The organism is Dolichospermum sp. UHCC 0259 (assembly GCF_009711935.1).
Lineage (GTDB): Bacteria > Cyanobacteriota > Cyanobacteriia > Cyanobacteriales > Nostocaceae > Dolichospermum.
In genome coordinates, this window is the sequence record NZ_VIKX01000326.1 from 1 (window position 1) to 20,891 (window position 20,891).

25 protein-coding genes and 1 pseudogene are annotated in these 20,891 nt (G+C 39.0%); 17 read left to right on the top strand and 9 right to left on the bottom strand.

Annotation, left to right across the window (positions count from 1 at the left end):
- The coding region (locus FJR05_RS25940) for a transposase (protein ID WP_168646768.1) at window positions 1–217 on the bottom strand (217 nt) is incomplete at its 3' end.
- A gap of 12 nt (window positions 218–229) precedes the next feature.
- On the opposite strand from FJR05_RS25940, the gene FJR05_RS25945 reads away from it, so the two are divergent.
- The gene (locus tag FJR05_RS25945; RefSeq protein ID WP_168646769.1) at window positions 230–859 is read left to right on the top strand and encodes a response regulator; all 630 of its coding nucleotides are present in this window, start codon (window positions 230–232) and stop codon (window positions 857–859) included.
- 6 nt (window positions 860–865) lie between these two features.
- Here the strand turns inward: FJR05_RS25945 and FJR05_RS25950 are convergent, their stop codons facing one another.
- Both FJR05_RS25950 and FJR05_RS25955 read right to left on the bottom strand, forming a co-directional pair.
- Window positions 866–2,194, bottom strand: coding sequence for an APC family permease (locus FJR05_RS25950; RefSeq protein ID WP_168646770.1), 1,329 nt, complete (start codon window positions 2,192–2,194; stop codon window positions 866–868).
- A gap of 20 nt (window positions 2,195–2,214) precedes the next feature.
- Entirely contained in the window at window positions 2,215–3,300 is a 1,086-nt protein-coding gene (locus tag FJR05_RS25955) for a 4-oxalomesaconate tautomerase (protein WP_168646771.1), read from the bottom strand.
- Window positions 3,301–3,553: 253 nt separating this feature from the next.
- Here FJR05_RS25955 and FJR05_RS25960 point away from each other — a divergent pair, with 253 nt between their 5' ends.
- Both FJR05_RS25960 and FJR05_RS25965 read left to right on the top strand, forming a co-directional pair.
- Window positions 3,554–4,327 carry a tetratricopeptide repeat protein gene (locus FJR05_RS25960; RefSeq protein WP_168646772.1) on the top strand — a complete coding sequence of 258 codons (774 nt, stop codon included), beginning with the start codon at window positions 3,554–3,556 and terminating at the stop codon, window positions 4,325–4,327.
- Window positions 4,328–4,357: 30 nt separating this feature from the next.
- The gene (locus FJR05_RS25965; protein ID WP_168646773.1) at window positions 4,358–4,615 is read left to right on the top strand and encodes a hypothetical protein; all 258 of its coding nucleotides are present in this window, start codon (window positions 4,358–4,360) and stop codon (window positions 4,613–4,615) included.
- Between the two features lie 40 nt (window positions 4,616–4,655).
- Here the strand turns inward: FJR05_RS25965 and FJR05_RS25970 are convergent, their stop codons facing one another.
- Window positions 4,656–5,552: a hypothetical protein gene (locus FJR05_RS25970; protein WP_168646774.1), complete on the bottom strand. Its 897-nt coding sequence runs from the start codon at window positions 5,550–5,552 to the stop codon at window positions 4,656–4,658.
- Window positions 5,553–5,672: 120 nt separating this feature from the next.
- On the opposite strand from FJR05_RS25970, the gene FJR05_RS25975 reads away from it, so the two are divergent.
- From FJR05_RS25975 to FJR05_RS26000, 6 genes are all read left to right on the top strand, one after another.
- Window positions 5,673–5,900, top strand: coding sequence for an AbrB/MazE/SpoVT family DNA-binding domain-containing protein (locus FJR05_RS25975; RefSeq protein WP_168646775.1), 228 nt, complete (start codon window positions 5,673–5,675; stop codon window positions 5,898–5,900).
- The gene (locus FJR05_RS25980; protein WP_168646776.1) at window positions 5,897–6,331 is read left to right on the top strand and encodes a putative toxin-antitoxin system toxin component, PIN family; all 435 of its coding nucleotides are present in this window, start codon (window positions 5,897–5,899) and stop codon (window positions 6,329–6,331) included. Before FJR05_RS25975 ends, FJR05_RS25980 begins: the two co-directional genes overlap by 4 nt.
- A 193-nt stretch (window positions 6,332–6,524) precedes the next feature.
- Complete coding sequence (locus tag FJR05_RS25985) at window positions 6,525–7,271, top strand: sucrose-phosphate phosphatase (RefSeq protein ID WP_168646777.1); 747 nt, start codon at window positions 6,525–6,527, stop codon at window positions 7,269–7,271.
- Window positions 7,268–7,909 (top strand): Holliday junction branch migration protein RuvA, encoded by a 642-nt coding sequence (ruvA, locus tag FJR05_RS25990; protein WP_168646778.1) that lies wholly within the window; start codon window positions 7,268–7,270, stop codon window positions 7,907–7,909. The genes FJR05_RS25985 and ruvA overlap by 4 nt, the downstream gene beginning before the upstream one ends.
- A 6-nt stretch (window positions 7,910–7,915) precedes the next feature.
- Complete coding sequence (gene bioF / locus FJR05_RS25995; RefSeq protein ID WP_168646779.1) at window positions 7,916–9,085, top strand: 8-amino-7-oxononanoate synthase; 1,170 nt, start codon at window positions 7,916–7,918, stop codon at window positions 9,083–9,085.
- Window positions 9,086–9,331: 246 nt separating this feature from the next.
- The gene (locus FJR05_RS26000; protein WP_168646780.1) at window positions 9,332–10,303 is read left to right on the top strand and encodes an FkbM family methyltransferase; all 972 of its coding nucleotides are present in this window, start codon (window positions 9,332–9,334) and stop codon (window positions 10,301–10,303) included.
- Window positions 10,304–10,378: 75 nt separating this feature from the next.
- On the opposite strand, the gene FJR05_RS26005 is transcribed toward FJR05_RS26000, so the two are convergent.
- The gene (locus FJR05_RS26005; RefSeq protein WP_168646781.1) at window positions 10,379–10,594 is read right to left on the bottom strand and encodes a hypothetical protein; all 216 of its coding nucleotides are present in this window, start codon (window positions 10,592–10,594) and stop codon (window positions 10,379–10,381) included.
- A 126-nt stretch (window positions 10,595–10,720) separates the two neighbouring features.
- On the opposite strand from FJR05_RS26005, the gene FJR05_RS26010 reads away from it, so the two are divergent.
- Window positions 10,721–10,858, top strand: a complete 138-nt coding sequence (locus FJR05_RS26010) for a hypothetical protein (RefSeq protein ID WP_168646767.1) — start codon at window positions 10,721–10,723, stop codon at window positions 10,856–10,858.
- A gap of 200 nt (window positions 10,859–11,058) precedes the next feature.
- Here FJR05_RS26010 and FJR05_RS26015 read toward each other — a convergent pair whose 3' ends face one another.
- Window positions 11,059–12,024, bottom strand: coding sequence for a hypothetical protein (locus FJR05_RS26015; protein ID WP_168646782.1), 966 nt, complete (start codon window positions 12,022–12,024; stop codon window positions 11,059–11,061).
- Between the two features lie 20 nt (window positions 12,025–12,044).
- Here FJR05_RS26015 and FJR05_RS26020 point away from each other — a divergent pair.
- The 6 genes and pseudogenes from FJR05_RS26020 to hppD form a co-directional block, all read left to right on the top strand.
- Window positions 12,045–12,227 (top strand): annotated as a pseudogene (locus FJR05_RS26020) (8-amino-7-oxononanoate synthase); the annotation flags it as partial.
- Window positions 12,228–12,403: 176 nt separating this feature from the next.
- A complete protein-coding gene (locus tag FJR05_RS26025) occupies window positions 12,404–12,640 on the top strand; it encodes a hypothetical protein (RefSeq protein ID WP_168646783.1) in 237 nt (78 codons plus the stop codon).
- A gap of 118 nt (window positions 12,641–12,758) precedes the next feature.
- Entirely contained in the window at window positions 12,759–13,979 is a 1,221-nt protein-coding gene (gene xseA, locus FJR05_RS26030; RefSeq protein ID WP_168646784.1) for an exodeoxyribonuclease VII large subunit, read from the top strand.
- 68 nt (window positions 13,980–14,047) lie between these two features.
- Window positions 14,048–15,397 (top strand): NYN domain-containing protein, encoded by a 1,350-nt coding sequence (locus FJR05_RS26035; RefSeq protein WP_168646785.1) that lies wholly within the window; start codon window positions 14,048–14,050, stop codon window positions 15,395–15,397.
- Window positions 15,398–15,569: 172 nt separating this feature from the next.
- The gene (locus FJR05_RS26040) at window positions 15,570–16,280 is read left to right on the top strand and encodes an SDR family oxidoreductase (protein WP_174783863.1); all 711 of its coding nucleotides are present in this window, start codon (window positions 15,570–15,572) and stop codon (window positions 16,278–16,280) included.
- A gap of 167 nt (window positions 16,281–16,447) precedes the next feature.
- Window positions 16,448–17,509 (top strand): 4-hydroxyphenylpyruvate dioxygenase, encoded by a 1,062-nt coding sequence (gene hppD / locus FJR05_RS26045; protein ID WP_174783864.1) that lies wholly within the window; start codon window positions 16,448–16,450, stop codon window positions 17,507–17,509.
- Between the two features lie 186 nt (window positions 17,510–17,695).
- On the opposite strand, the gene FJR05_RS26050 is transcribed toward hppD, so the two are convergent.
- Together FJR05_RS26050 and FJR05_RS26055 are read right to left on the bottom strand one after the other, a co-directional pair.
- A complete protein-coding gene (locus FJR05_RS26050) occupies window positions 17,696–18,328 on the bottom strand; it encodes an SH3 domain-containing protein (RefSeq protein WP_371416948.1) in 633 nt (210 codons plus the stop codon).
- On the bottom strand, window positions 18,303–19,814 hold the full coding sequence (locus FJR05_RS26055) for an AAA family ATPase (RefSeq protein ID WP_168646786.1): 1,512 nt from the start codon (window positions 19,812–19,814) through the stop codon (window positions 18,303–18,305). Before FJR05_RS26055 ends, FJR05_RS26050 begins: the two co-directional genes overlap by 26 nt.
- 188 nt (window positions 19,815–20,002) lie before the next feature.
- Between FJR05_RS26055 and FJR05_RS26060 the strand changes: the two genes are divergently transcribed.
- Window positions 20,003–20,260, top strand: a complete 258-nt coding sequence (locus tag FJR05_RS26060) for a hypothetical protein (protein WP_168646787.1) — start codon at window positions 20,003–20,005, stop codon at window positions 20,258–20,260.
- A 268-nt stretch (window positions 20,261–20,528) separates the two neighbouring features.
- Here FJR05_RS26060 and FJR05_RS26065 read toward each other — a convergent pair whose 3' ends face one another.
- Window positions 20,529–20,774 (bottom strand): UPF0175 family protein, encoded by a 246-nt coding sequence (locus FJR05_RS26065; RefSeq protein ID WP_168646788.1) that lies wholly within the window; start codon window positions 20,772–20,774, stop codon window positions 20,529–20,531.
- Window positions 20,775–20,891: the final 117 nt, after the last annotated feature.

The following is a 20,891-nucleotide window of genomic DNA, read 5'->3' on the forward strand; positions in this document are numbered from 1 at the left end:
GCCAGTTGCGGAAATAAGTATATACAGTTTGCCAAGCTGGAAAGTCCCCTGGTAACGCCCGCCATCGCACCCCTTCTAGCAAGACATAAAAAATCGCGTTCATGACTTCCCACATATCGACTTCACGCTTGCGACCACCTTTTTTGGCTTCTGGAATCATGTCACTCAACAATTCATATTGGGCGTGAGTCAAATTACTGGGGTATGCTTTACTCATGTTACTCTCTCGGTGCTGTGTTCTTTCTATTCACAGCTTACACTGGGAGAGCTTTTTTACTCACTCACCGACTTTTCAAACACCCTCTTAGGATTAACCCTAGCAAAATCCATTGTCGAACTGCATGGAGGCGAAGTAAGTCTCACCAGTGAAGTTGGTGTTGGTACTTGTTTTACCTTCACCATCCCCCTTATAGAAGCTGTGACAATTCCCACTCTAGATGACATTTATGCTGGGGAAAACAAAAATATTGTATATCCAGATATCCTGGAAAATGCCCCCCTCATCTTACTAGTAGAAGACAATGAAGCCAACATCATGACCATAGCCGACTATTTGGAAGTCAAGGGATATCGTCTTCTGGTGGCAAAAGATGGAGAAACAGGAGTCGCTTTGGCTAAATCTGAGCATCCTGACCTGATTCTCATGGATATTCAGATGCCAGGAATGGATGGCATCGAGGCTATGAAACACATTCGTGCTGATGAGCAAATTGCAAACATACCCATCATTGCCTTAACAGCTTTAGCTATGCCTGAAGATGAAGAACGGTGTCTGTCTGCTGGTGCAAATCAATATCTGAGTAAACCCCTCAAGTTAAAACAATTAACCCAGATTATCCAGCAATGGTTAAGCATTTGATTGAGCCTATTCCTTTAATGTTACCTCAATATTTTCTGTGGAATTAATCTGACGAAATATAAAATGCCAGATCAGCCCAACACCCATTAATCCAAGACCAATTAACCAGTAGCGCCATTCAATACAAAAAGCCAGCAACAGCGAAGACCAAAAAGATAACCAAGATATCCATTTCGGATATAACCGTTCTTCGTTACTGATTTGCAATGCGGCTAAACTAACAATGGCACTTCGATATAAAGCCCCAAATGTCCCAAAAGACCAAGTAACTTTTACGTCACCGATAAATACAAGAAGGGCGATCATGATGCCCACAGCTATGACTGCTAAATCAGGTGTCGTCCCTGCACTATTCAACTTGGCAAAAAAACTAGGCATATCTCCCCGACGTGCCATTGCTAACAGAAGTCGAGATACACCCAAAACCGTAGTTAAGAGGATACTTAGCATAGAAGTGACAGCACCAACAGCCAAGAAATTAGCAACAAAGGGAATCCCAAAGCTATCAGCTACGGCTTTTAAAGGTGCTGCATTCAATCTAGTTGCCTCAGCAAAAGCGTCTGATCCAATTGATCCTAAACTGACTACAGCCACGCAGATATAAAGGAGCATGGTGGCAATGATAGTGAAAATAATCGCTCTGGGAATACTCTTTTTAGGATCTACGATTTCTTCACCAACCATAGAAATGCGAGCAGCACCATTATAGGAAACAAACATTAAAGCCACTGATTGCAGAAAATTAATTGTCCAGTGGTGAGAGTTTGTACCTGAGAAAGTCAATTTCTCAAACCCATGAGTAAAGCCGAAAAAGAACCCGACAATAATTAAACAAAGTAGGGAGAGAATGGTGATTGAAACAACCACAATAGTTGATATTTTAGAACTACGCATCCCTCCCAAAACAATGAAGGTGATCACAAATACACCAATTTCTGCTACAGGGACTAAAATCCCCGCATCGGTGATACCAAGGTTGTTTAAAAGATAACCGGAAAATCCCAGGGCGGCGGTAGCTGCTACGGCAGTTTTGCTTAAAAGATAGATCCAACCGCCGGTAAAGCCTAACCAGGGTGTTAAGTATTTATAACCATATTCATAGATGCCACCACTAACAGGATGATTAACAGCAAGTTGGGCGAGGTTGAGACTGTTACAGGCTGCTAATAAGCCAGCAACAATTAGGGCTGCGATCGCTGCTGAACCAGATATCTCCGCAGCCAGACCAATACTGACAAAAATACCCGCACCAATAACTGAGGCTAACCCCATAATCGCCGCACTCAGCCAATCTAACTCTCGTTTCAGTTGCTTTGGCGGATTTTCATTTAACATAGTGTTTCCTTTGAATTGATCTAATTCCACAGGCGACTTGATACATAAACATTACCTGATAAAAGTAGACGCACAGTTCTCACAATACCCGCACTTTTAACCATCATGGACGAACCGTCATTGGTTGTCACCAAAGAAACCTCAATTTTTCCAGAAGGATGTTCAATCATCACCATTTCATTGCCAGAACCTATTGAAGTAGCAATACCTTCGGCGACAGAACCTTTGAGGAGGCTACAGCAACCAACACAAATTGCACCTGTGACAGCATGGGCGCTATGACAAACATTGGGGACAAAATAACGGGAGGTAATGTTTCCCCCATAACGTGGAGGTGCAATCATCGCAAATTTAGGAATTACACTATTTGTAACATCACCTAGTCCCATCCGTTCACCAGCAATGCGGCGAATTTTAGCAATTTTCTCTAAAAAAGTGGTATCTGCATCAAGTTCTGCCTTGGTTTCATAACCAGTTTTACCTAAATCATTAGCCCGTGCTATGACCATCGGCATAGCGACATCAATGCAAGTAACCTCAATTCCCTCAATTTCTTCACGACAATAGCCTGTGGGTAAAAGTTGACCTGTTTTAGAACCGACAATTTCCATGAAGTTGAGTAAAACTGGGGCTGCTGTCCCCGGTACACCGTCAATGGACATATCACCATCATATATAACTTGACCTTGAGGAGTCAGGACTATAGCTTCTATCAGTGCATTGGTATTGACGTTACGGATTTTGACGATGGTTTTCTGATCCATCGCGGTAACAAGACCTCTGGCAATGGCAGCATGACCAATAGCAGCAACCATGTTACCGCAGGATGGACTCCAATCAATCTCAGCCTGATTAATGCTCACTTGACCGAAGAGATAATCTACATCAGCCCAAGGATGGGGAGATGGGGAGAATATAGCTACTTTGCTGGTTAGTGTTGTTGCCCCTCCGATTCCGTCTATTTGGCGGTCATCGGGTGAACCCATTGCGGCTAGAATGATCTTGTCTCGGATAGTTGCATCAGTTGGTAAATCTGACTGCAAAAAAAATGGACCACGAGATGTGCCGCTACGGAATAATAAACACGGGATAGCTAACTGGTTCATACATAAAACCTCATGGGAGATTGTCAACCCGGCTTTTTTAGTTCTGGAGTTTTAATAATACAATCTATTAGCGATCGCTTGCTTCTCTTACCTAAAGACCATTAATCATTGTCTGAATCAGGGGCGTTGCTGAATTAAGATATGAAAATTAAAAATGCCATCTCTCAAACTCTTACTCTCTGTGCCTCTGCGTCTCTGCGTGAAATAAAATCATACTTTTACTCAGCAACGCCCAAAAACTCATCGGTTAGCGTTGTTGGGGAAACAAGGAGAAATTGCCTCAAAAGTTGGAGCGATTTTGGCAAGTAATTTGAAGGCAAAAAGCCGATTTCGTGAAGCTTTACATCTTTGCAAAGAGACTTTAAATATTGTCGAAGACTATCATATTTTGCATCAAATAGCACGGTCTGAACAAGAATTGGGAGAAATTGAACAAGCACAGCAACATTATCAAAAAGCACTAGAAATATGTCCAGTAGCAGACGAAAAAGCAAAAGCGACCATTTTTCATAACCTAGCAGGTATCTATGCCAACACTGGAAAAATCAACGATGCGGTCGCATTTTACCAACAATCTTTACAACTCCAAGAAAGCATTGGTAATGTCCAAGCTACAGGCGCGACATTGCACCAATTAGCAGGTATCTACGCCAAGATGGGAAAAATTGAGGATGCGATCACCCTCTACCAACAGTCTTTACAACTTTTTGAAAGCACTGGGGATGTCCAAGGTCAAGCCGCGACTTTGCACTGTTTAGCTGATATCTACGCGGATACGGGAAAAATAGAGGAAGCGATCGCCCTCTACCAGCAGTCTTTAGAAATCACTGAAAGCATTGGGGATATCCACAGTAAAGCCGTAACATTAGCAATGTTGGGGCAGTTGTTAGCAGATAAAAAAGGAGATTTTGTTACAGCACTGGATTATTTACAGCAGTCTTGCGAGATATTGCAGCGTATTCAATCTCCTGATGCTAAGACAGTGAGGGAAATTATTCAACGAGTGCAACAAATGGCAAACGGTTAAGGTAATTTCTTAAACTTCCAACTTTTGAAAATGCTACAAGAAACATCAGAACAAGAAACTGAATGGGAGTTTGCAGAAATCTGGGTAGATACTCCGATATTTCCTTCTTATATTCTGATGATAGTCAAAGAACAATCAGGAAAACTCTCTATTCATAACCCTGCACAAAACTATAAAATCATCTTTGCTAGTGACAATTATGAAGCCGCTAAAATGTGGCTACTAGAGGATGAATATGAAAGATTGAATAATCGTATTTTACAACAAGATTCTGATGAAGAAGATTAAAAGAGACGTTGACTAAAACGCCTCCCTTTTTAGGATATGTCTAATCAACTTTAAACCTAGCTAATAACTCCTCACGGGAAAGATTAAGTAATAACTGATTTCTGTCTGTGAGAGAAAGTTCCATCAACTGACTGATAATAGCAGATAACTCTTCATCTAAATTACCAAAACGCACCGCTAACAAACTCTCTACCATCAAACGCTGTCCATCTTGTCTTCCTGCTTCTATTCCCTCTTGTTTCCATTCTTCACATTGTTGAATATACGCTGGTGATAAACTCATAATCAACTCCTTTACCTCTTCATCATTGGTATTACTATTCAATTCTAAATTTTTTCGCCAAGATGCGAAAATTCTTACTAGATACTTCCATTTATCATTGTCTTTTGACAGTTCCACGACTTCGCTGATAGCCGCTGTTTGAGTTCTCCCTTTTCCTAATACTCTCAACCATAGTGTATCCTCTGTCATGGATAACTGATTGATAGCAACAATCGCTGCTTTCTGGTATTTTGGTAAAAAATAAACTCCTGTTTCCCATCCCTCCTTTGCTTTCGCTCCAAAACCTTCCAGGATTTTTTCTGAACAAGTTGGTGTTAAAATCCATAGAAATGGTAATTCTGCTTCAGAGATAGAACGTTTTTCTCGTTTCGCTTCTCGTAATAAATCACCCTGTACACTGTACAATTTTAACAAACAACTTCTAATTTCTACCTCATTAGGTGCATTGCGGTAAGGTTCAAATAGACAGCTTGTAACTGCCATTTTTCCTAATAATCCTAATTGGGAATTTATAGCTGTTGTTGTCGGAACAAACCAAATATCAATTTCCTGAACTTCGCTTTTGACATCTTTACTGGTTTCTACCTTACCTAGAGGCGCTAATAATTCTTCTAGATATTCTTTGGCCAGTTGGTCGTGGGGTTGTCGTGTCATGAATTTCCTAATCCGCGCAGAATGATGTCGGAGAGAGTTAAATGGTAAAAAAAGATATTTTCACTATATACTCAAGTAAGGAATCCTTACATTTCTATAAACAAGGCTAGGAGATAAGTCATGCTGGCTAAATTAACTTCTAAGAATCAGCTAACTTTACCTAAAAGTGTTACCCGTGAGATAATGGGAGGGTCTGAATATTTTGATGTCAAGGTGGAGAATGGGCAAATTATTCTCACTCCTGTGAAAATTCAGAGGGCTGATGCGGTTCGATCTAAGCTGGCTGATTTAGGACTAAGTGAGCAAGATGTGGCTGATGCAGTAGCTTGGGCGCGTCAATCATCATGACTTCTCTACGAGTTGTAATTGATACTAATATTATAGTTTCTGCGTTGATATTTGGGGGCAAAGTATGTAGGCTGCGTTTAGCTTGGCAGGATGATCTTTTTATTCCCTTGGTTTCTAAAGCGACTACCACTGAGTTGATTCGAGTGCTGGCTTATCCTAAGTTTCAGCTTACCCCAAGGGAGCAAGAAGATTTGCTATCGGATTATATACTGTTTTGTGAAGCTGTGGCGATGCCCGACAACTTGCCTGTAATTCCTGAATGTCGTGACCCTTTTGATGTTCCTTTTTTACTTCTAGCTGTGGTTAGTAAAGCAGATTATCTTGTGACAGGCGATAGCGATTTACTCACTTTAAAAGATAATTTTTCTTGTCCGATTATCACTGCTGAAGAGTTTATCAATGTTATGAATGATTTGATTGGTAAACGCTAACTACAGCAGATTTCAGCGTTCAGCATCTCTCTGTAAGGTTTTGTGATTAAAGTTTGTACCTCATTTACCTGCAATATGCTGTAATTTTGTGACAAGTTGAGACAGAACATACGGAGCTAAATTCATCAATTCTGCGCTAAGTGCCAAAACAGCATACACTTTTTGTGAATTAACCTCACAAAAGGAGTTGACTATGACTAAGTTCTTATTCGTAACCGATTTAGATCATACTTTCGTAGGGGATGATCAGGGATTATTGGAGTTGAGCGATCGCTTGCAAAGTCATCGTCAACAATATGGTACAAAAATAGTCTACTCTACAGGGCGATCGCCTGTCCTCTACCGCGAACTCCAACAGGAACAAAATCTCTTTTCCCCAGATGCTTTGGTTCTGTCTGTAGGTACGGAAATCTACTTAAATGGTAGCAATATTCCTGACCCAGAATGGTCAAACATTCTTACTCAAGGTTGGGATAGGCAAAAAATTCTCGCTATCACTGAACAATTTCCAGAATTATTGTTACAACCAGATACGGAACAACGTCCTTTCAAGGTCAGTTTTTTCCTAAAAGCAGAATTGTCGGGAATCCTACCACAACTTGAGGCCGAGTTGCAAAAAACTCAACTAAATGTAAAGTTAATTTATAGTAGTGAAATTGACCTTGACATTTTACCCCATACCAGCGATAAAGGTCAAGCAATGCAGTTTTTACGACAGAAGTGGAAATTTGCAGCCGAGCAGACTGTTGTTTGTGGCGATTCGGGTAATGATATTGCTTTATTCGCTGTCGGTAAGGAACGGGGAATCATTGTCGGGAATGCTCGTCCAGAGTTACTGCAATGGTATCATCAGCATCCTGCGGACTACCGTTACCTCGCCCAAAACCGTTGCGCTGCTGGGATTATGGAAGGTTTAAAATATTTTGGTTTCCTAGAATGATTAGCTATCTTAAAGGTATCGTTGCTGGTGTCCAAGCCATTACTCCTAATCGCGTCATCTTGACCTTAGAAGTCAATGGCACGGGTTATGATTTACAAATTCCCCAACGTCTGGCTAACCAGTTAACATCAACTGGGGATGTGATCCAAATCTTTACCCATTACCAGATTCGAGACGAAGTTCCTATGCTCTACGGTTTTTCTTCTCCTTCGGAACGGGATTTATTTCGCCATTTGCTCAGTGTCAGTGGGATTGGTGCGGCATTAGCGATCGCGCTCTTGGATACAATGGAATTACCAGAGTTAGTCCAAGCCATTATCGCTGCCAACGTCCAAATGCTGATTCAAGCTCCTGGAGTGGGCAAGAAAACCGCTGAACGCATCTGTTTAGAACTTAAGAGTAAACTGATCGAATGGCGCAAATCGGCGGGCTTCTTCGTGGCTACAGGCGGTCCTGCACCAGGAATTTTAGAAGAAGTGCAAATGACTCTCTTTGCTTTGGGATATACTGCCCATGAGGTTAGTAACGCCTTGCACGTAGTGAGCGAAGATATTGGTTTACCCAAAAATGCCTATGTGGAAGATTGGATTAGACAAGCGATCGCTTGTCTCAGCAGTAGTGAAGTAGAGTGTTCATAATTCATCATGAATAATAATCCTTATGCTTGGATAAACGAATCTCTGGCTACTATTCATCGGGCTGACTGGTATCGTTCCGTGCAAACGATTCACAGCCGACCCGGTGCAACTGTGGTATTATCTGGGCAAGAGGTTATTAACTTTGCCAGTAATGATTACTTAGGATTAGCAGGAGATGAACGCCTACAAACAGCCGCCATTACTGCTATTCAACAATTCGGCACTGGTAGCACAGGTTCTAGATTACTCAGTGGGCATCGAGAAATTCACAGAGAATTAGAACAGGGAATCGCATCTACTAAACAAACCCAAGACGCATTAGTATTTAGTTCTGGTTATTTAGCAAATATAGGCACGATTTCCGCCATAGTCGGGAAAAGAGACTTAATTTTATCTGATGAATATAATCATTCCAGCTTAAAAAAGGGAGCAATTCTCAGCGGTGCAACTGTCATGGAATATCCGCATGGTGGTACTGCAGCACTATGGGAAAATTTACAGGAACACAGAAAAAAATACCGACGCTGTTTGATCATCACTGATAGCGTCTTTAGCATGGATGGTGATTTATGTCCATTACCCCAACTGCTAGATTTAGCTGAAGAATTTAGCAGTATGCTACTCCTCGATGAAGCTCATGCTACAGGAGTCATGGGGAAAACGGGCGCTGGCTGTGTAGAACATTTTGGCTGTACAGGTAGAGAATTAATTCAAATTGGGACATTGAGTAAAGCCTTGGGGAGTTTGGGTGGATATGTCGCTGGAAGTAGTCCCCTAATTGACTTTTTACGCAATCGCGCCCCCAGTTGGATTTATACTACCGCCCTTTCTCCCGCAGACACAGCAGCAGCTTTAGCCGCTATTAAGATAGTGCAAAAAGAACCGGAAAGGCGATCGCAACTTTGGCAAAATGTCAATTATTTAAAACAATTAATTACAGAGAATTTACCTAATTTAAAGTTATTACCCACAGAATCGCCGATATTATGTTTTCAATTACCTAGTGCAGCAGCAGCATTAACAGCCGGAAAGCATTTGCGAGAATCAGGAATCTTTGCACCAGCCATTCGTCCCCCCACAGTTAACACCAGCCGGATTAGGATATCTGTAATGGCTACCCATGAGTTAGCACATCTTCAGAAATTAGTGGAAGTGATCAAAAGTATGGAAGGGTAAGGCTTGATTGAGTTTAGCAGCGATAGCGAAGCGCTGCTGCAAGCAGTTCGCTTGGAATGTTACGGTAATGAAAATTATTTCGCGCAAAGTAGCAATGGAGCAAAGACGCAAAGAAAGAGATTTTCTTTTTAACCCATTGTAGAGATTTAGCAAAAAATTAAATCCTGGATATCCTGATTCTGACAATTATTATATAATCAATTTTGCTTACCTACTTATCAATAAGTAATCTCACTGGAAAATTTTATGCCTGTTTTTCTACAAACTCTGAAAGAGCAAGGTCTTCTTAACCAAGTTCAGATCACAATATGTAATGTAGGTTCACGGAAACTATCATCAGCAGATGATTATGGTGCTGGAGATTGGAACGTTTTTGCACCTAACTTAACTATTTATGGTTTTGATGCTGATGCTGATGCTTGTGAAGCGGCAGAAGCCGAACTGGAATCAAAAGGAATAAATTGGACTGAAAAACATATTCCTTTAGCTCTGGGTAAATGTATAGGTGCTGTTACTCTATATGTAACTAAACACCCCATGTGTAGTTCATTGTATGAACCAAATGAGCCATTGCTTTCCAGATTTGTAAATTTGCCAGAATTAGCAGGTTTGGATTTTACTATAGAAATTGAGACAACGACATTAGATGCTTTTTGTCAAGCAGAAGGAATTGAGACAATAGATTTCTTGCAGATAGATGTGCAAGGTGCAGATTTAGACGTTTTACAAGGAGCATCTGAGATTTTAACACGTGGGGTGTTGGGGGTGCAGATTGAAGTTGAGTTTTCACCTTTATATTTAAATCAACCTTTGTTTGCTGATGTGGATACCCATCTCAGAAAAAATGGTTTTACATTATTTAACTTAGCAACTACCTATCGTCCTCGCGCCCGTTCACCAATAGTATCAAAAAATCGCTCTGGACAGATACTCTGGGGAGATGCTTTCTATCTTCAAGATCCTATAGATAAAAATGTCAATCCTGTTGTTAAAGAACCTGGTAAAATCTTCAAAGTAGCTTGTGTAGCTGATGTTTTAGGTTTTCCTGATTACGCTTTAGAGCTATTAGAGTACCTGACAGTTAATTATGGAGACAATCCACAATACAACTTTGCCAAAACTATTATGAAGAGTTTATCTCAATTTCCCAAATTAGTAGAACAAGGCTTAGATTCCCTAGCTGTAGTTAATAATATTCGTCCTTATGTTAATAAATAAACTCAAGTTCGTAGTGAGGACTTCAGTCCTCATTATTCAAAATCTGAGTGATAAATCACTCACTACTAACTAGAATCAATATTGAGTCTCTAACATAATCAAATCAAAATCATGGAAAACCAAGAGCAGCGTTTGTAATAAGTGAAAAACTTCTATCTTTTCTACAGGGTTGCCAGTCAGAGGATTAAAAGGTCTAAACTTTTGCCAATATTCCACTAAAGACATCATTGATAGAGACTTATCAAATAAAGGTAACAAGCAGAGAGCCATTAAGCTATCTATATTAACCACATCATTCTTTAAACCTAAATCTTGAGACAGAGAAAAGACTTTTCCTTCTGTTACACAAGTTATTCGTAGCGACTGTCTTGATTGTCAAGTGCTTGTTAAGGCTTAACTGAGCAGTATTGGGAAGCGATGCCTACGGCGAGCGAAGCGATCGCCCTCTACCACCAGTCTTTACAAATCAGTGAAAGCATTGGCAATATCCAAGGTAAAGCCGCGACTTTGCACCGTTTAGCTAACAAATGGCAAACAGTTAAGGTACTTTCTTAAACTTCCAAATTTTGAAAGTGCTGCAACAAACATCAAAACAAGAAACTGATGGTATAAATATGCTGGTGATAAAGCCATCCTTAACGCCTTATCTTCATCGCTATTATTATTTTCTTCCATTTTTCTTCGATAGATAATTCCATTTAAACTTATTAAAAGAGACGTTTCATGAAACGTCTCTACATTGTTTTTCAAAACATCTAATCAACCTTAAACCTAGCTAACAATTCCTCACGGGAAAGATTAGATAAATTAAGTAATAACTGGGTTTTTTCCGTCAAAGGAAGTTCCATCATCGGAGTCACAATAGTAGATAATTCCTCATCTAAATTACCAAAACGCACCGCTAACAAACTCTCAACCATCAAACGCTGTCCGTATTGTTGTCCTTCCTGTCTTCCTTCCTGTCTTCCTTCCTGTCTCCCTTCTTGTCTCCCTTCCTGTCTTCCTTCTTCTATTCCCTCTTGTTTCCATTCTTCCCGTTGTTTTAGATACGCTGGTGATAAACTCATAATTAATTCCCTTACTTCCTCATCATTAACATCACTATTCAATTCTAAATTTTTCTGCCAAGATGCGAAAATTTCTACCAGTTTGTTCCATTTATCATTCTCTCGTGAAAGTTCAACAACTTTGCTGACAGCTTCAGTTTGAGTTTTTCCTTTTCCCATTGCCCTTAACCATAGTGTATCCTCTATTACGGGTAATTGGTTAATAACAACAATAGCCGCTTTCTGGTATTTTGACAGAAAATAAACTCCTTTTCCCCATCCCTCCTTTGTTTTTGCTCCAAACCCTTCCAGGATTCTTTCAGAACAAGTTGGTGTTAAAATCCATAGAAAAGGTAATTCTTCTTCAGCGATAGAACGTTTTTCTCTTTTGGCTTGTCTTAACAATTCACCCTGAACACTATACAATTTTAACAAACAACTCCTAATTTCCACCTCATTAGGTGCATTACGGTAAGGTTCAAAAAGACAGCTTGTAACCGCCATTTTTCCTAATAATCCTAATTCAGAATTTATAGCTGTTGTTGTGGGAACAAACCAAACATCTATTTCCTGAATTTCGCTTTTTACATCTTTACTGGTTTTGACCTCTCCTAAAGGTGCTAATAATTCTTCTAGATATTCTTTGGCTAGTTGGTCGTGGGGTTGTCTTGTCATAAATCAGTATATAAAGTTTTGCACTAACAGCCGGAAAGTGCTTGCGAGAATCGGGAATTTTCGCCCCGGCTATTCTTCTCCCCACAGTTAGCACCAGCCGGATTAGTATATCTGTAATGGCTACCCATGAATTAGCACATCTTCAGAAGTTGGTAGAAGTAATCAAAAGTATGGAAGAATTAAAACAAGGAGTCAAGAAGTAGGGGCGCAGGGTCTGATCCCTAATTTATATTGCATCAACAGTGATAACCGCTGTATACTATATTTTTCCCAATTAGAATAATTTCTTGATAGCGATATGCACTTGAATGAGATACAAAATCTACAGTAAAAGTTATATGCTAATAGACTCCTGACTCCTGACTCCTGGTATATCAATATGTTACCTCATATCCAAACCTTAATTTCATTAATCGAAACCTTGCCCCTAAATACCCAAAAACAAGTAGTAGAACATTTGCAAGAATATATTCAACAACTTACCAAAAATTTAGATCCTCAACAGAAAATCATCCTCACAGATGATTGTTCCTCACAACTTTCTCCAGAAGAACTAGAAATATTGAATAATTGCACAGAAATTCTCGTTTGGTCTCCCTTTGATTCAATACAGTGAATATGCAATATAAAGATCCCCGACTTCTTTTATCACCTGATCATTTATTGACAATATTATCTCAAAAGTCGGGGATCTCCTCAGTAGAATTAATCCAAAATCTAACATCTAAAATCGGATGACCTTTGACTTTCCTAACACCGCCCTTTCCGTAACTGGTTTAACCGACTACCTAAAATTACTCTTAGAACAAGATGAAATTCTCAGACAAGTGTGGGTAACTGGGGAAGTTTCCAGCACCAATCATCACCAAAGTGGGTTATTTTTCACCTTAAAAGATACCGATACTACAGCCTCCATCAAGTGCGTAGCTTGGAAAAGTCAAGTAGCAAAATTAGCACAAATACCTGTAGCTGGTGAACAATTAATTATTTTAGGCAGTATTCGTATTTACCCGCAGCGGGGAGAGTATCAATTAACAGTGTGGCAAGCCTTACCGGCGGGTGTAGGTTTACAGGCTTTACGCTATCAACAACTAAAAAATCGCTTACAGGCTGAGGGATTATTTGATACAGAACGAAAGAAATACCTTCCCCCACATCCACAAATTATCGCCGTCGTTACGTCCCCAACAGCAGCCGCTTGGGGTGATATTCAAAAAACCCTCAAACATAGATATCCCGGCTTACATATCTTATTTTCTCCCGCCACAGTGCAAGGTGAACAAGCACCAGCATCTATCGTTAAAGCCATTGAAAGAGTCAAAAAAGATGGTCGTGCCGAAGTATTAATTTTATCGAGAGGTGGTGGTGCTGTCGAAGAATTAGCTTGTTTTAATGATGAAAGAGTCGTTATGGCTGTTGCTAATTGTTCAATACCAGTCATAACAGGAATTGGACACCAAAGGGATGAATCACTAACAGATTTAGTTGCTGATTCATGCGTACATACACCAACAGCCGCAGCAGAAACAGTTGTTCCCTCACTGTCTGATTTACAAATTCAACACCAACAGCGAATTACAGACTTGTGTACAGCCGTAAATTCATCATTAGCAGCTAGGGAAAAGCAACTTCAAGGATTAAAACATCGATTGCGTCAATTGCGGTTAGATAGACAAGTAGAACAGGAAAAAGATAAGTTATCTTGGAAACACCGGCAATTATTACAGGTAACAACGGGAAAATTACAACAAGCCAGCCAACACTTAGAAATGTTACGCCAAAAATTGGCTAGTATTGACCCTCAATCCGTATTACAGCGTGGTTACGCAGTAGTGATAACAGAAAATGGTGTAATTCCTCGTTCTGTATCAGAATTAACTATAGGAGAAAATTTAGTGATTCAGTTGGCACAAGGTAAGGTAACAGTTAAAGTTATAGAAGTTACTGAAGGTTAAATTCTGAAAAAGTATATTTTCAGACTTCAGACTTTATGCCCAGGATGCTCTACTGTACGATGTAAGCTATGTCCTATCATGATTCTGCCTTATTACAAAAAATTTCTGTCGAGATTTGTCAATCAATTATTGCTATTCAACAACAGCAACCGGAATTATTGATTGCAAAATATCGAACTATTAACTGGCAAATATCTACAAATAAATCGGCTTTAAGTGCAAAATTTAGAGCTATACTCAGCCAAACTCAAAGCTGGGATGAATTATTACAAAAACTGCAATCATCACTTAAAGCGGTGCTTGTTCCCGCAGCTTTTGATTCACAAATACTATCAGATTTAATATCTGCTATTGACCAGTTAAATTCAGAAAATATTGATGTAAATGCTAACCATTTACTCCAACGACAATCTGCTAGTATAACTATTTTGCTTTTAGATGCAGAAAACCTCCAACTTAACACGAATACAGAAAAGTTTTTAACTACAATTTGTCATTGTCCTGTACAAGTTAAAATTGCTTTTGCTAATTGGTCAAATCGCGGAAAATTGGATGTAGAATTACATGAACGTGGCTATGATTTAATTCATGTTCCTGCTGGCAGAGATAATGCTGATGGGAAAATGATTGCTGTGGGTTCTTCTATCCATGAACGCTATCCTAATGTTAAGGAAGTGTTTGTTTGTTCGTCAGATAAGGTAATGACAAATTTATGTAATACGTTACAACAAAATGGGATATTAGTTTATCAAGTTAGTCAACATGGAGAAAATATTAAGGTATTTAATAGTGCAACTAGTGAAACTGTTAATTATTCTCTGAAACCTTTGCCAGAAATACCTTCTATAGAACAATTTATTTTTCAAGTTAAGAGTTTGATTAAATTACAACAAAAGCAAACTGCAAGTTATTGGGTAAAACTTTCGATTCTGTCTAAATTATTTAAAAGCAAACATCAATTAACTATTAGTCAAATTATTGCCCATCATTTTCCTGGTAAAAAAGCCAAAGATGTATTTATCAACTATCCATCTGAGATTGTCATTCATCAAATTGATGAGAAATCTGAATTATATGTCACAATTTTTGAACATCATCAACCCCAATCAGAAGATAGTCAAGCTAATGTACAAGCTACAATATCCAGCGGATTATCTGCTATTAATTCTGCCGCAGATTTAGAACAAGCGATTAAAAATATTTTGACTGATTTAAGTAAGTTGGATAATCAGCAATTTGTGGATATTAGTATTTTGGGTAGTAAGTTTTATCAGCAATATGGTCAACCGATTACGGAACAAATAAAACAATTGCAGATTGGTGGTAGTTTTGTGAAGTTTTTACATTCTTGTAGTTCTTTGCAAATTCAGCAGGTAGGTAAAAGATGGGAGGTGGGTGTGAAAAAATCTGAACTATGATTTCTTTGATTTGTTTGATTGAGATGATGAAACATAGAATACTGATATAGGTTAATAATTCTTTCTTCTTTCTTCTTCTGACTCCTGACTCCTAACTCCTAACTCCTGACTAAACCCAGAATACCGAGATAGACTGTACTATAAATATAGTCTGTAAAGAAATGTAAATATTATGATGCTACAAGATAAAGTTATTGTCATTGTCGGGGCTACTGGTGGTATTGGTGCTACTTTAACTCGTCAGTTGTCTTCCACTGGTGCGCGGTTGGTACTCGCAGCTAGGGACGGGGAAAGTTTAGCTGCATTAGCGAATGAGTTATCCGCAGATGTGCTGACAGTTCCCACAGATATTACTCAACCTCAACAGGTGGAAGCATTAATTCAAGCGACAATAGCCCAGTTTGGACAAATTGATGTTCTGGTAAATGCAGCCGGGGCGGGTATTCTCAAAGCCTACAACAACATTGAATCGGCAGATTTAGATGCAATGCTGGATTTGAATTTAAAAGGCTGTTTTTACACGACTCAAGCAGCAGCGAAGGAGATGCAAAAACGGAAATCTGGTCATATTTGTAATGTTGTCGGTATTCTTGGTAAACATTCAATGCCTATGGCTGCGGCTTATTCTGCGTCTAAGTTCGGTGTGGTGGGTTTTAGTAAATGTATAGCGGAAGAACTGAAACGTTTTGGGGTGAAAATGACACTTTTTTACTTTGGAGGCATAGATTCTCCTTTTTGGGATAAGGTAAATTTAAAAGTAGATCGGAATAAAATGCTTAGTTGTGAGACTGCGGCAAATGCTATTTTTTATGCTTTATCGGCTGAACCACAGGCTATTCCTATGGAAATTAATATTCAACCTGAGAGTCATTTATTTTTTTAGTATGTAATACCAAATTAAGATAAGGCTGCATAAAATAATATTTCCAGAATAATTGAACGCAGATAAACGCAAATAAACGCAGATGAATTAATGGATTTCAGAATTCTGTGCAGCCTCATATAAAATTGGTAAAAAGGTGATAGTAAATACTGGATTTAAAAGAAATTATGCTGCAAATTGATCACGTTCACTTTTATGTCGAAGATGCCCAAAGGTGGCGAGATTGGTTTGTATATTGTCTTGGTTTTCAAGCAGTGAATGATGGTATTTTTCCCAAGTTTTTTCATCATCCAAAATCGTTGCATACTTGTACAGAAGTGGTGAAAAGTGGATCTGTCTACTTTTTACTTTCTTCTGCGATTTTACCAACTAGTCCGGTGGCTGAGTTTTTGCGTGAACATCCTCCTGGTGTGGCTGATATAGCTTTTGTAGTTGATGATGTGGAAGCTGTGATAGCAAAGGCTAGAAGTAATGGGGCAATGATTCTCCAACCTGTTCAAGATGGTAAATTTTGTCAGTATGCTAAAATTGCTGCTTGGGGTGGTTTAAATCATACGTTAATTTGTAGGGAGAAGGCAAAAATAGCGGAGGTGGAAAATATTTCCCGTGATTCTGTTACTGCTATTGATCATTTAGTTTTAAATGTGGGTGTGGGTGAGTTGGTAACTGCTGTTAATTGGTATGAAAAAATATTTGATTTTCAACCTCAACAAAGTTTTAATATTAAAACTGATCGTTCTGGTTTGCACAGTCAGGTAATGATTTCTCCTAATGGCAATATTCAATTACCAATTAATGAACCGGCTTCTCCTAGTTCGCAAATTCAGGAGTTTTTGGAGGTGAATCGAGGTGCTGGTATTCAACATATTGCTTTATTGATACCTGATCTTGTGAGTGCAATTTCTCGGTTTCGGGCTGCGGGTTTATCTTTTCTTTCTGTTCCCCAAAATTACTATTTCCAACTCCAACAACGATATAAGTTTTCTCTGTCAACTGAAGAGTTGCAAGCTATATCTGACCAGGAAATTCTGGTTGACTGGCATGAAGATTCTCATCCAGGTCAGTTATTATTGCAAATTTTTAGTCAACCAATTTTTTCTAAACCAACTTTTTTCTTTGAGTTTATTGAACGTCGTTCTCTTGCACAAGGTTTTGGGGAAGGTAATTTTTTGGCTTTGTTTCAAGCTATTGAACGGGAACAAATTAAACGCGGTTTTGTTAGGGGTTAGGAGATTTTTAATTGCATATTTAAAATCCAAAATCCAAAATTAGGTGATGGCGGTAATCACGGTTTATGAAATATAATTTAGGGCGCAGGCCCTGCGCCCCTACAGGTTTTATGATTGCTGAGTGTATCTCATTTCAGTCTATAGCGTTATAAGTAGGTTAAGAGAAGAAATTAAAGATATCGCTACTTATTGGGAACGTTGAATGTTACCTGCTTTTACCCAACCTTCTTTATCGGTATCAGGAATGCGAATTTTTTGCCATTTTTTATCGGTGCTTTCTTCTAAAATAATGACTTTTTTATTACCACCAACTCCACCGATAGTGGAAGAATTTGCGTCTGGTTCAGAACGCATACTTAGCCCATTTGCCCAGGTAACTGTTCCTTCGTAGGCATCTGGTGGTAGTGGTTTGGGTGATTCTGTGGGTGTGGGAGTAGCTGTAGATGTAGGTGTAGGGCTAGATGTGGGGTTGGAGGTGGCTGGTTTTTTAGGTGGAGATTTGGCTATGGGTTTGGGCTTTTTGGCTTGAAAAGAAGGATTATCGTTAGGATATATTGGTTTGGGGGGAGTTACGGCGGTACGGTTAACAAAATAGAGGGCAACTGTTAAGCCAGTACCTAATAAAACTGCGATCGCTAAAACAAAACCGAGTATAACTTTAAGTAAGTTGGTTAGCATATAGTGGGGAATTGGTAATGGGGAATTGGTAATGGGTAATTGGTTAGTTTTTTTCTTCTTCCTTCTTTCTTCTTTCTTTTCTTCCTCCTGACTCCTGACTCCTGACTCCTGACTCCTATAATTGACGTTGAATACGTTCATTTAAAGGGGTGTATTTTGAAGCTAGACGCGCCCTACCGGCGGCTGCCCATTCTTGGAGTTTTTGAATCTGTTCCACAGCGGTTCGTGCTAGGGGGATAATTTGACTGGCAGCTTCTAAAATATCATCAGTGGTGAAATCACGGTTTTGACTAAAGCCAATGTGCATGGCTTCAATTAACGTTTGTTCAATTTCTGCACCGGAAAAATCGGGGGTTTCGTAGGCTAATCTTTCGATTTCATAGCTGTTCAAATTATGGGGACGCAATCGGGATAAATGCACATGAAAAATCGCTTTTCTTTCTTCTTTGCTGGGTAAACCGACAAAGAAAATTTCATCAAATCGCCCTTTTCTTAACATTTCCGGTGGTAATGCTTGAATATCATTAGCAGTAGCTACGACAAAAACGGGAGAAGTTTTTTCCGCTAACCAATTAATAAAAGTCCCAAATACCCGACTGGTAGTTCCCGCATCACCTTTACTACCCAAACCTGAAAAAGCTTTGTCAATTTCATCAATCCAAAGTATACAGGGAGCGAGCGCTTCTGCGACTTGAATCATTTGTCGGGTGCGGGATTCTGACTCACCCACCAAACCGCCAAATAACCGCCCTACGTCTAATCGTAACAGAGGTAAGTGCCAATGGTGAGCGATCGCTTTGGCTGTTAAAGATTTACCAGTTCCTTGGATTCCCACCAACATTAACCCTCGCGGATAAGGTAAACCATATTGTCGGGCTTTTTCGCTAAACGAACCCCCACGCCGAATTAACCAATCCTTCAAATTATCTAAACCACCAATATCAGTAATTTCCTCAGTGGCGGGGTAAAAATCAAGAATTTGAGTTTGGCGGATAGTTTGCCGCTTTTCTGCCAAAACTAAATCTACATCTTCTGGTTCTAATTGTCCATGAGTGGCGATTCCTCGCGCTAATACCCGGCGGATTCTTTCCATAGACAACCCCTGACAAGAACGCACCAAATCATCTAAAAACTTGCCGCCAGGGGGGTTGCCAGTGGCTTGTAACAACCGTTCCACCTCCATTTTGATTTCCGAAGCATTAGGTAATGGAAACTCAACCACCGTCAGCACTTCCGTCAAATCGTCAGGAATAGCAATGCGAGGGGATAATAAAACAATATTTTTCGGTTGGGATTTCAGGATTTGGGCTAAATTGCGGAGTTTACGAGAAATGGCCACATCATCCAAAAATCTATGATAATCTCGTAAAATCAGCACCGCAGGTGCAGCCGCAGTCAACTTTTCCACAAACTCCAAAGCCTGTAACGGGTTACGTTTACCAAACCCCACATCATTCGGACTACCCTGATAACCATCCACAAAATCCCAAGTATACACCGGACGATTACCTTGATTTGTCGCCTCTTCCCGAATCGCCGCCTCTACCCGTTCCTCCTCATAAGTAGGAACATAAATTAACGGATAACGAGCGCGAAGTAACAATTTAAACTCATCACGAAAATTCATAAAAGTAATTATTTTTAAATTTAGAAATTCAGGATTTTAAAAAAATCTCTAACTTATAATACATCAAGTAGGTTGGCGTTGAAAATTGTAAGGCAATAGGCAAGAGTAAAGAATTTTTCAGCGATTTCACGTTTACCCCTAAAATCTGGTATAATTTTCATAAAACAGATTTTCGTCTCTAAATCACCATGAATAAAGTTACATTAGAGATTCCTGATCAATTAATGAATCAATTGCAAAATCAATCTGATTCCTTACAAAATATTTTGCTTAAAGCCCTGGAAGCATATTTAGCAATAGAACCATCAAATTTAATCAAAACTAAGACTTGGGAACTCTGCGGAAGTTTAGAAATGCCTAATCCTGACCCTGAATTTATAATTAAAGATCAACAAGCAGAATTATCTACTAACTATGCAGAACATATTGATGATGTTTTATATTAAACTCAACTATTTTAATATAAAATCATGAATCAAGAAATAATTGTTGATACCTCAGCTTTAATTGCTTTCTTTGTTAAATCTGAAACCAATCATCAACTATCAAATTATCCTGTACCCATCCTCTCAAAAATATAATATAAGTTATATTTTTATATACAATAATAAATACAGTCAATATCCAATACTTGTCGGTTAAGGAAATGTGGGTTGGGTTGAGCAATCGGAACGCTAACGCGAACAACCCAACCTACGATATAACTAACAATAATCATAGCCAGTTATTAGCCTCTAAACTATGAACATCTTCTCTCAACTCTGCTAGATCGTAGTGGGGAGAAATTTGACGACTACCTAAGATTTTTTGAAGTTGTAATTGATTAATTTTCGCAAAATTACTCGCTTGTCCAAGCGTAAATTTTTCTTGTTGAAATAACATAATTGCTATTTCTAGGAGTAATTCATCTTCAGACATGGAAATTGTTTTTAATGTGTCTTCTGTAATTACAATACTCATTTTTTCTGAATTGTTGTTAATGAATATGCTATATTTATTATACACAAAATTTTAAAAAATTGCCTGTTATGTGATATAATAACAAAAACTTAAATCAATATTGTACTATCCCAACAA